8 protein-coding genes are annotated in these 10,375 nt (G+C 62.0%); 1 reads left to right on the top strand and 7 read right to left on the bottom strand.

Annotated features, from left to right (window positions below):
• Window positions 1-123 precede the first annotated feature (123 nt).
• Window positions 124-2,178 carry a ribonuclease R gene (gene rnr, locus B5G06_RS13385; protein WP_255396457.1) on the bottom strand — a complete coding sequence of 685 codons (2,055 nt, stop codon included), beginning with the start codon at window positions 2,176-2,178 and terminating at the stop codon, window positions 124-126.
• Window positions 2,179-2,269: 91 nt separating this feature from the next.
• Window positions 2,270-2,506: a preprotein translocase subunit SecG gene (gene secG, locus B5G06_RS13380; RefSeq protein WP_087189548.1), complete on the bottom strand. Its 237-nt coding sequence runs from the start codon at window positions 2,504-2,506 to the stop codon at window positions 2,270-2,272.
• 232 nt (window positions 2,507-2,738) lie between these two features.
• Between secG and B5G06_RS13375 the strand changes: the two genes are divergently transcribed.
• Window positions 2,739-3,200, top strand: coding sequence for a hypothetical protein (locus B5G06_RS13375; protein WP_087189547.1), 462 nt, complete (start codon window positions 2,739-2,741; stop codon window positions 3,198-3,200).
• 54 nt (window positions 3,201-3,254) lie between these two features.
• On the opposite strand, the gene B5G06_RS13370 is transcribed toward B5G06_RS13375, so the two are convergent.
• From B5G06_RS13370 to B5G06_RS13350, 5 genes are all read right to left on the bottom strand, one after another.
• Complete coding sequence (locus B5G06_RS13370) at window positions 3,255-5,024, bottom strand: ABC transporter permease (RefSeq protein WP_087189546.1); 1,770 nt, start codon at window positions 5,022-5,024, stop codon at window positions 3,255-3,257.
• The gene (locus B5G06_RS13365) at window positions 5,014-5,778 is read right to left on the bottom strand and encodes an ABC transporter ATP-binding protein (protein ID WP_087189545.1); all 765 of its coding nucleotides are present in this window, start codon (window positions 5,776-5,778) and stop codon (window positions 5,014-5,016) included. The genes B5G06_RS13370 and B5G06_RS13365 overlap by 11 nt, the downstream gene beginning before the upstream one ends.
• 127 nt (window positions 5,779-5,905) lie before the next feature.
• Window positions 5,906-7,990 (bottom strand): 5'-nucleotidase C-terminal domain-containing protein, encoded by a 2,085-nt coding sequence (locus B5G06_RS13360; protein ID WP_087189544.1) that lies wholly within the window; start codon window positions 7,988-7,990, stop codon window positions 5,906-5,908.
• Window positions 7,991-8,212: 222 nt separating this feature from the next.
• Window positions 8,213-9,136: a pseudouridine-5'-phosphate glycosidase gene (locus B5G06_RS13355; protein WP_087189543.1), complete on the bottom strand. Its 924-nt coding sequence runs from the start codon at window positions 9,134-9,136 to the stop codon at window positions 8,213-8,215.
• A gap of 37 nt (window positions 9,137-9,173) precedes the next feature.
• A complete protein-coding gene (locus tag B5G06_RS13350; RefSeq protein ID WP_087189542.1) occupies window positions 9,174-10,253 on the bottom strand; it encodes a PfkB family carbohydrate kinase in 1,080 nt (359 codons plus the stop codon).
• Window positions 10,254-10,375: the final 122 nt, after the last annotated feature.

Raw genomic sequence — 10,375 nt, 5'->3', positions numbered from 1 at the left:
GTGTTGCCGTGGGACTGGGGGTAGCGGCAGGCGTAGGCGTCGGCGTAGGGGCGGGCATTTGACTGCCGCACCCCGTCAAACCCAATACGCAAAGCAATAATACCCCGGAAAGAATACGCTTCATCATCGTTTTCTGCCTCCTTTTCGCCGTTTGGGCAGGTGCATGGACCGGCGGTTGCCTCCCTTCTTCCGGCGAGGCTTTTCCTCTCTGGGCTTCTCCGCTCGCCGCTCCTGCTTGGCTACAGGGGTACCGCCGGGGAGGATAAAGTCCACCTGACCGCTCACCGGGTCGGCGGCGGCGCACTCCACCTCCAGGGCCATGCCGAAGGTATACCGGCCGCTGCCGCCCAGCTCCACCAGGAGCAGATGGGCCTGGTCATACTCCCAGGGCCCGCCGGGCAGGGCCTCCACCGGCAGCAGTCCCTCCACGCCCCCGGCCACCGACACAAAGAGGCCGAACCGGGTGACGCCGGACACCACACCAGCAAATCTCTCCCCGATGTGGCCCGCCATAAACTCCGCCAGATACCGCTTCTCGATCTCCCGCTCGGCCTCCTGAGCGGCCAGCTCCCGCTGGGAGGACTGGACGGCGGCCCGCCCCACAGCGGTGGTCAGCTTCTTCTCCTGTTTATCCAGCGTCCCGTCCAGCAGGGCGGTAAGCACCCGGTGGACCATCAGGTCGGGATAGCGGCGGATAGGAGAGGTGAAGTGGCAGTAATACTCCGCCCCCAAGCCGAAGTGGCCCAGGTTGTCCTCGTCGTACCGGGCCTTCATCAGGGAGCGCAGCACCATCATGGACACCGCCCCCTCCTCCGGCCTGCCCTTGGCCCAGTCCAGGAGCTTCTGGAGGGAGTGGCTGTCGGTCCCCTTCAGGTCGTAGCCCAGAGGGGCCACCATGGTACGCAGGGCCTCCCCCTTCTCGTCGGAGGGCTTCTCATGGACCCGGTAGACACAGGGCTTATGGAGGCGGTTCAGGTGCTCCGCCACGCACTCGTTGGCGGCCAGCATAAAGGACTCGATGAGCTTCTCGCTCTCCCCCTGCTGCCGCAGCGCCACGTCCACCGGCCTGCCCTCACTGTCGCAGATTACATAGCTTTCCTTGGTCTCCAGGTCCAGAGCCCCCCGGTTCCGCCGCAGCTTCTCCAGCTGCTTAGCCAGGGCGGCCATATCCTTCAGCATGGGCAGGATGTGGGCGTACCGCTCCGCCAGGGCGGGGTCCTCCCCCGCCAGCAGCACGTTGCAGTCCTCGTAGGTCATCCGCTCGGTAGAGCAGATCACTGATTTGGTGATAGTGTGGTCCACTACCGCACCGCTTGCGTCCATGGTCATGATGCAGGACAGGGCCAGCCGGTCCACATGGGGGTTCAGGGAGCAGATGCCGTTGGACAGCTCCACCGGCAGCATGGGCACCACTTGGTCGGCAAAATACACCGAGGTGCCCCGCTCCCAGGCCTCCAGGTCCAGAGGGGAGCCGGGCCGCACATAATGGCTTACATCTGCGATGTGGACCCCCAGCACCCAGCGGCCCTGGTCGTCCTTCTCCAGGCTCACCGCGTCGTCAAAGTCCTTGGAGGATGCCCCGTCGATGGTGATGATGGTCTTGCTCCGCAGGTCCAGCCGTCCCGCCAGGGCGGAGGGCTCCACCGCCTGTGGGATGGTCTCAGTCTCTGCCAGCACGGCAGGCGGGAAGGTGCGCACAATGTCGTGGGTGTAGAGGATGGCCTCCACGGCGCCCTCCCGCCGGTCGGCGGGACCAAACCGCTCCCGCAGGGTGCCCATGGGGGCGGTCTTGCCGCCGCCGAAGCTGGTCATGGCCACAGCCGCCCGCTCGCCGGGGCGCACCCCCTTCCGCTTGGTGAATACCTGGATGGGGCCAGGCAGGCGGTCGTTGTCCGGGCGCAGCCACAGAGCGTGATCCCACCGCTCCAGTACGCCGGTGACGGTTTTGTTGGCCCGCTCCAGCACCTGAACCACCTTGGCCACCCGGCGCCCCGCCTGCGGGTCCTCCTCAATGATGCGGGCCGTTACTTTATCTCCATTCCAGGCGCCGCCGTCAGCCCGGGGCGGAATAAAGCAGTCCTCCCCCTCCTCTGGGATCAGGAAGCCGAAGCCCCGGCCGCTGGCCTGGTAGATACCGGTCAATTCCTTCGTTTCTTTCATAGATCGTTCCTTTCTGATTCTGGTGTTTCTGGTTTGTATTATACCCCTTTTTGCCCCAGGCGCAACAAAAAACGCCCTTCCGAAACCGGAAGGGCGTTTTTTCGCATTCTCAGATCAGGCAGATGACAAAGGTGAGGATCATAAATCCAATGGCCACCCACTTGGTCATCTTGGCCAGCTTGGCGTCCCAGCTCTTGGCCTTATTCTTGGCCATAAAGGTGTCGGCAACACCGGCGATGGCACCGGACAGGCCGGCGCTCTTGCCGGACTGGAGCAGCACCACGGCGATGAGGAACAGGCAGGCCGCCACATCGATAATGCTCAGAATCAGCTTGGTGTAATCCACGCTACATCGTCCTTTCGGCCCCGTCAGCGGGGCAATGTGCACTCTATTTGGCGCAGTCCTCCCGCGCCTTCTCTCATACGTAAAATTGATAATAGCACAAAACAGGAACGATTACAAGTGTTTTATTCTTTTTTGCGGGAACTTTCAAAGATCCTCCCTTGTATCTTGACTTGCCTCCCGCCCCGGCCTATCATGGAGCCAGAGGCAGAACCATGAAAAGGAGGCGCAGTTTATGGATCCGATCTTCCTGGCTTATCTGGACCCGCCCGGCATGGAATCGTCCAGCAGCGGGGAAGCCGAACTGGCACAGCTTCTGTCCCACCCGGCGGCCAGAGCCATTGTGCTCTCCACCCTCCCGGTGGCATTCTTTCCGCCTCTCAAGTTTCTGCGGGACCGGTTGAGCCAGCGGCTGCGCCCCAAACTCTCCCGCTACAAGACCCCTCTGTTGGTGCAGTTTCTCATTTTCTTTTCCCAGCTGGCCTTTCTGGTCCTCTTCTCGGCGGTGGAGTATTTTTTCCTGGACGGCAGCACCGCCCGCTTCGTGGGCCTGCTGGCTGTGGAGACGGTGGTCTGCTCCGCACTCTGCTGGGTCCTGCTTCGGGCCATGCTCCAGGTCTTTTACCCCCCTGAGGAAGCCGATCCCGCCGAGGAGCAGGAGGATTCAGAGGATTGGGACGATTCAGACGAGCCATAACCCCGCAAGGGCCTGCCGCAGACTGCGGCAGGCCCTTGCTTTTGCAGAATCAGGTCATCCTCCCTTGAGCAGCCGTCGGCTGCCCCAGCAGGTGGCCAGGAAGTAGCCGCCGTACACCGCCACCAGCAGCAGGGCGGTGACAGCGCTGGAGGCAGCGGCATCCACCTTGCCCACCTCGGCAATGACGGCATTGGCGGCGGTCATGCCCACCACGGCATGGACCAGAGCCAGAGCCAGCGGCAGGAAGAAGGCCAGAAACACCTGGATATCCACCGACCGGCCCCGCATCCGCCGGGAAACCCCCAGCTGGGAGAGGACCCGATAGCGCTGGGCGCTGTCGGCGACCTGACTGAGCTGCTGGAGGGCCAGCACCGCCGCCGAGGCCACCAGGAACACCACCCCCAGGTAGAGTCCGATGAAGAGCACCAGCACTTTGGTACCCATCAGGTCCATCCAGGTGGACAGCTTGGTGGTATAGGAATAGCCACCGGTATTCTTCAGGCCGCTCACCGCCGCCAGGAAAGCGTCCTCCCCCTCCTGTCTGTCCCCGGCATAGTCGGCCAGGAAGTACCAGCGGGACACAGACAGCTCCTCTGTTTCCTGGGACACCATCTGGATACGCCAGTCCTCCACAAAAGCGTCGGCCTTTTCCTTCCCCCAGGCAGCCGCATAGGCATCATAGTCCGTCTGGAGCAGATAGGAGTGCCCGTTCTCGTCCTGATACATAGGGAAGGTGATCCAGCGGCTGCACTGCTGCTCCGGGTCAAAGCCCTCCGCCGTCAGCAGTGCGGGCAGATCCATGGTCCCCCCATCCTCCTCCGGCCAGACAGACAATTCCACATCCTGGGGCACGGTCTGATCGGCCATCTGAGAGACGGTGTTGTTCAGTCCTACAGAGGTAGCGGTGATACCGATGGCCAGCAGCAGCATGAGGCAGATCACCGTCATGGACCGGTAGGTGGTATTGATATTGGCGTTGAACTGCCGCAGGATGAACAAATTCAGATTTTTATAATAGAGCTTCTTGCTGGTCTGGCACAGACGCAGCAGAAAGCCGGACAGAGCCCGGAAGAACAGCAGGGTACCCAGGCTGCCCAGTCCGATCATTACCCAGAACAGTTCGTCCACCCGCAGCAGGCCCCGGGTCAGCAGCATGGTGTAGGCCACGACCAGCAGGGTGCAGCCAATGAGAAAGAGCACCACCGAGACGCCCAGGCTGCGCACCTTCAGCTCCTGATTGACCCGCCGGGCCCGCAGCAGGTCAATCAGCTTTCGCCGGGATATGGTAAATGCGTGGTAGAACATCACCAGCAGGAAGATAGCCGCAAAGGCCAGCACCGTCTTGCCGATAGCAGGGAGAGAGAGGGAAAAGGCAAAGTAGGTCATGGGCACCGCAAACAGCCCCGCGGTAAAGAGGGACAGGGCCTGGGAGAGCACCACACCCAGCGCCAGCCCCACCGCCAGCGCCGTCAGAGCAATGACGGCGGTCTCTGCCAGCAGCAGCCGGGCCACCTGCCGGCGCTCCATGCCAAGCATCAGGTAGGTGCCCAGCTCCCGGGACCGGCGGCGGACCAGAAAACCGGAGGCGTACAGGATGAGGAAGGCCAGTACCACCCACACAAAAACCGACAGGATGCCGATGAGCTGCTGAATGGCCCCTACAATGTTGGCCCGGGGGTGCTGGGCCAGGTAGCGGATCACACTCTGGGTCTCCAGAGCGTTGAACACATAAAACAGGCACACACCGAAAGCCACGGTCAGGAAATACACCCCGTAGTCCCGGAAGCTGCGCCCCACATTCTTGACAGCCAGCTTAGAGAACATCGTTTTGGTCACCTCCCAGCTCAGTCACCACACCGATGATTCGCCGGAAAAAGTCTCTGCGGTCCAGATCCCCCCGCTCCAGCTGGGCAAACACCGCCCCGTCCCGCAGGAAGAGGATGCGATGACAGTAGCTGGCGGTAAAGGCGTCGTGGGTGACCATCAGGATGGTAGCCTCACACAGTTCGTTCATCACCTCGAACCGCTCCAGCAGCAGCCGGGCGGACTTGGAATCCAGAGCACCAGTGGGCTCGTCGGCCAGGATCAGGGCTGGCCGGGTCACAATGGCCCGGGCGGCGGCGGTGCGCTGCTGCTGGCCACCCGACATCTGATAGGGGTATTTATTCAGGCAGTCGGTGATCTCCAGCAGCTGGGCGGTCTCCTGCACCAGACGCTCCACCTTCTGAGGCGGGATTTTGCGGATGGTGAGGGCCAGGGCGATATTTTCAAAGGCGGTGAGGGTGTCCAGCAGGTTGCAGTCCTGGAACACAAAGCCCAGCCGCTCCCGGCGGAATTGGGAGAGCTGCTTCTGTTTCAGCGAGGTAATGTCTTTCCCCTCCACCCAGATGTGGCCCGCCGTAGGGGTATCAATGGTGGAAATGCAGTTGAGCAGGGTGGTCTTTCCGCTGCCTGACGGGCCCATGATGCCTACAAATTCCCCCTTTTCCACCGAAAAATCCACATGGTCTACCGCATGGGTGACCGTTCCTCTGCCATAATCCCGGCACAGTCCTTCTACCTTCAGAATCTGCTCCATCTGTATGCCTCCTTTGCTTCTGAAGATAGTGTATCAGGATCATCTTAAAAATTTCTAAACGCCCTCTTACCGTTTTATGAAAGAAAAACGGACGTCCCGCAGGACGTCCGTTTTCCTATAAACAGGTTCAATCCAATGTTTTTAAAACTTCCATGGTCCGCTGGACCTCCGCCCGGGTCATGGTGGCAGAGGGTTGGAACTGGCCGTTCACCGTCTCCAGCAGACCGTTGCGGAGGCAGAAATCCACCGCCGTCACCGCCCAGCCGGAGACAGAAGCCCGGTCGGACAGGGCGTTGACAGCCGAGCCATCGGCGGTCAGGTCCAGGCCTTCCGCTCTGGCGTAGTTATAGAGCATGGCTGCCGCCTGCTCCCGTGTCACTTCCATCTGGGGCAGGAACATACCCTTGCCGTCTCCGCTGACGATGCGCTTTTCCGCGGCCCAAACCACCGCGTCGCTTCCCGTCACATCCGCAAAGGCCACATTGGCCCCGGGCTTGGGCTGGCCTGCCACCTCATAGAGCATCTCCACAAAACCCAACCGGGTCATGGGACTGTCCACAGCACCGGCGTATACCGCCCAGGTACTCTCCCGCTGCGGTACAACCGCCCCGGAACGGGAAGTAAACGCGGTCAGAAGGGAGGCCATGGTTCCGCCGGTGGCAGCATACTGCATATCGGCTGCGGCGGACCACAAAACGGTGCAGGAGGGGAACTCGTCGTCATACAGATGAGACTCCTCCAGAATCACACGATAGGTGCGATCCCCCTCCACCGACTGGCCCTGCCAGGTCAGATTGACCACCCGCTGGCCAGGCTGGCCGCCTACATAAAGCTCATAGTCCATGCCATACAGGAAATCGGCGTCCTGCCCACCGGTCACCCGACCGCTCTCATCCACCTGGTACCGCCCGGCACAGACCTCCAGCCATGCCTCCAGCTGGGCGCCGGTCAGTTCCACCATCACCACCGGGCTGTCTCCGCTGGCCAGGGTAGCGCAGTCCCTCAAGCTCAGGGCACGGGCTCCGCTGCCGCTGCTGCTCTGCTCCGGCAGATATCCAAGGCTTCCGTTGGTAATCAGGGCCGCGTCCGCCCCCGAGGTCCACAGCATGGCCCGGGCGACCAGATCAGCCGCCTGCGTCTGCCGGGTAGCACTGGCAACGGTCTCCGTCCAGTTGCCGGACAGGGTCCCTGCGCGCTGCTCGGCGCGGGCCTGCTGGGCCTTCTGGCCGTCGGCCGTGGCTTGGGCCAGCGCCGGATCATTTTCATAGTCGCTCAGTCTCAGCAGCTGGCTCTCGCCGATCACAGGAGTACCGTTGTCAGAGAGAATCACCTCTGTACGGGTCAGGGTGGTTCCGCCGCTGCTGACCCAGGACACCATCTGGCCATCCCGATTCTCCAAGGTACCCATATCCGCCTGGCCGTGGCCGCTCACCAGCAGGTCAATCCCTGCGGTCTGGGCGGCAAACTCCTCCAGCGTCTCCTGGTCTGCGTGGCAGCATACCACTACCAGGTCGCAATTCTGCCGCTCCAGCTGGGGCCAGATCCAGTGGTTCCACTCCCAGGCATAGCTCATGCCGGTGTTGTCCGTATGGCCGAACTGGCTGTCACTATAATAATAAGAGGGCAGAGACTGGGGCACCTCCAAAGTGCCCAGGCCCACCACTGCGATCCGGATCTCCTTGCCCTCCAGCTGGCGGGTATAGATGTGGTAGGGCTGGGCAGCGTTCTGTCCGCTCTCCCCGTCCATCCAGTCGGCGGAGATCAGTTTCACCGGCGTACCCTGGCCGTTTTCTTCGGTCAAATCCCGGAAAAAGGCGGCCCGGTGGCCCTGCCCCAGCCGGAACTCCTCCACGCTGGGAACCAGTCCATCATAGCCGATGGTACGCAGAGCCAAAGCGGTGTCGGCGGCACTGCCGCTGACCAGGGTATTGGCCACCGCATCCCCACTGTCCAGCAGCAGCGTGCTCTTCACGGTCTGACGTTCCTCCGCCATGGCGGTGGCCACTTTCAAATAGCTGTTTTCTTCCGTTTGTCCGGTCATGGGATCGGTCTCTCCTACCCGGCCCGCCATATCTCCTGTGGTGTAGATCCCCAGGGCAGGCGCCGCCTCAGCAGGTGCAGGTTCCGCAGCCCAGGCAGCCGTAGCCGGCAGAAGCAGCAGCGCCAGCAGCGCCGCACCCAGCCGGCGAAACAATATGGATTTCCGTGCCATTAAGATCGCCTCTTTTCTCCCACATGGGGCACGTTCCTCCGGCACAAGGCCGGTAATCTGGTCCAAGTATTGTCGTTTTGTTTATTATACGTCCAGGCAGAGGCGGATTCAACGCATGGCAGGTGAATGTAAACAAAAAGAAATATTGTTACAATTCCTTTTCTTGAAGCAAAAAAGAACGCCGCATATGCGGCGTTCTTTTGCGTGAAAGAAAGGGAAAACTCAGCCCATGGCGCACAGCTCGGCGGCGGTGCGGGCAGCCAGACGGGCGTTGTTGAATACCAGCTGGATGTTGGAATCCAGGCTGTCGCCGCCGGTGAGTTCCTTCACCTTGGCCAGCAGGAAGGGGGTGGTGGCCTTACCGTGGATGCCCTGGGCGTTGGCCTGGGCAATGGCCTCGTCGATGGCCTTGTTGATCACGTCGTAGTCCATGGCAAACTCCTCGGGGATGGGGTTGGTCACCAGCATACCGCCCTTCAGGCCCAGCTCCTGGGAAGCGTGGAAAGCGGCGGCGATCTCCGCGGGGGTGTCCATGCGGTAGTCCACCTCGAAGCCGCTCTTGCGGGTGTAGAATGCGGGCAGCTCCTTGGTGCCGTAGCCGATGACGGGTACGCCGTGGGTCTCCAGGTACTCCAGAGTCAGGCCCAGGTCCAGGATGGACTTGGCGCCGGCGCACACCACCATCACGGGGGTGGAAGCCAGCTCCTCAAGGTCGGCGGAGATGTCCATGGTGGTCTCGGCGCCGCGGTGGACACCGCCGATGCCGCCGGTGGCGAAGATCTTGATGCCAGCCATATGGGCGATCATCATGGTGGTGGTAACGGTAGTGGCGCCGTCGGCCTTGCGGGCCACCAGCACAGCCAAGTCACGGCGGCTGGCCTTGGTCACAGCCTGGCCCTGTTTGCCCAGGTACTCGATCTCCTCAGCGGTGAGACCAGCCTTCAGGCGGCCACCCAGGATGGCGATGGTGGCGGGCACCGCGCCGTTGTCCCGGATGATCTGCTCTACCTTGAGAGCAGTCTCCACATTCTGGGGATAGGGCATACCGTGGGAGATGATGGTGGACTCCAGGGCCACCACAGGCTTGCCCTCGGCCACGGCCTGGGCTACTTCAGGAGCTACGTCCAGATACTTGTTCAGATTCATCGCAGTTACCTCCATATGAAATCAGTTGTCCTTCTGTTTATGCTTCCATCCGGTCCCGGAGCAGCCGGGCGCTCATGGCCGGGTTGATGGTCTCGGCGCTCTCCATGGCGATGGCCCCCGCCGCCATGGAGGCTTTGGCGGTGCCCGCCAGATCGGTGCCCTCCAGATAGGCCCAGGCAATGGCCGCCATGCTCGCGTCGCCGCAGCCGGTGGTGTTCACCATCTGACCGGGACAGCAGGGCACATGAACCCGCCCGTTGTGGTCGGCGGCCAGCACGCCCTCCCCGCCCAGGCTGATGAATACCCGCCGCAGGCCGGTGTCCAGCAGGACGTCCGCCGCCCGGTTCAGGCTGGCCTCGTCGGTGATGGTCACCCCGGAGAGCAGCTCCGCCTCCATCCGGTTGGGCTTGAGGGTGTGGAGCTTGCCCAGCACCGGCCGCAGCTTCTCCGCCTTGGCGGTAGATACCGGATCGGCAAAGATGGGCAGATGCAGGTTGTCCGCCAGCCAGGCAATGGACTGAGCCGGAATATTGGTATCCACCACCACCAGCTGGGCGTTTTGCAGCAGGCGGCTCCGCCCGGCCAGAAAGGCCGGGGTCATATGCTCATAGATCTCCATATCGCTCACCGCCAGGGCCATATCCCCCCGCTGGTCGGCGATGAAGAGATAGGTGGAGGTGGCTCCGCCAGGCACCGTCAGACACTGGCTGATGTCGATGCCCAGCTCCCCGCAGCTGGCAGCAATGCGCTGGGCGTTCATATCGTCCCCGAAAGCGGTGAGCAGCCGCACATCCATCCCCAGCAGCGCCATGTTGTGGGCAATGTTGCGGCCTACGCCCCCCAGGCTGGTGCGCACCTGTCCGGGGTTGGAGTCCGCCGGTACCAGCTTGCCGAAGGACCGGCCACCGATGTCCAGATTCACTCCTCCCACCACTACCGCGTAAGGAGCAGTGCGGACGATGTAGCCCTTTCCGGCGATGTGTCCCTGCTTCATCAGGTTGGAGATATGCACCGCCGCCGACGACCGGGTGATACCGGCCTTTTCCGCCAGCTCCTGCTGGGAGATCAGGGGGTTTTCTTCGATCCATTTCAGGATCTGCCGTTCCCGCTGGGTCATGGGACACCTCCTCGTATAATAAGATTCAAAGTTAATAATTTCAGGCATCAGCAGGCATTGAGATGCCCGTGATACAATAGCTGTAGGACAGCAGGGTCAAGCTCTCCACCTCCTTGTTGAGC

It is taken from the genome of Flavonifractor sp. An52 (genome assembly GCF_002159385.1).
GTDB lineage: Bacteria > Bacillota > Clostridia > Oscillospirales > Oscillospiraceae > Flavonifractor > Flavonifractor avicola.
This window is presented reverse-complemented; position numbering and strand designations above follow the sequence as displayed.

Excerpts from the sequence above, each read along its gene's own strand:
- B5G06_RS13370 (WP_087189546.1), bottom strand. The coding sequence starts at position 5,024 with ATGTTCTCTAAGCTGGCTGTCAAGAATGTGGGGCGCAGCTTCCGGGAC.
- B5G06_RS13360 (WP_087189544.1), bottom strand. The coding sequence starts at position 7,990 with ATGGCACGGAAATCCATATTGTTTCGCCGGCTGGGTGCGGCGCTGCTG.
- B5G06_RS13365 (WP_087189545.1), bottom strand. The coding sequence starts at position 5,778 with ATGGAGCAGATTCTGAAGGTAGAAGGACTGTGCCGGGATTATGGCAGA.
- B5G06_RS13355 (WP_087189543.1), bottom strand. The coding sequence starts at position 9,136 with ATGAATCTGAACAAGTATCTGGACGTAGCTCCTGAAGTAGCCCAGGCC.
- B5G06_RS13350 (WP_087189542.1), bottom strand. The coding sequence starts at position 10,253 with ATGACCCAGCGGGAACGGCAGATCCTGAAATGGATCGAAGAAAACCCC.
- B5G06_RS13375 (WP_087189547.1), top strand. The coding sequence starts at position 2,739 with ATGGATCCGATCTTCCTGGCTTATCTGGACCCGCCCGGCATGGAATCG.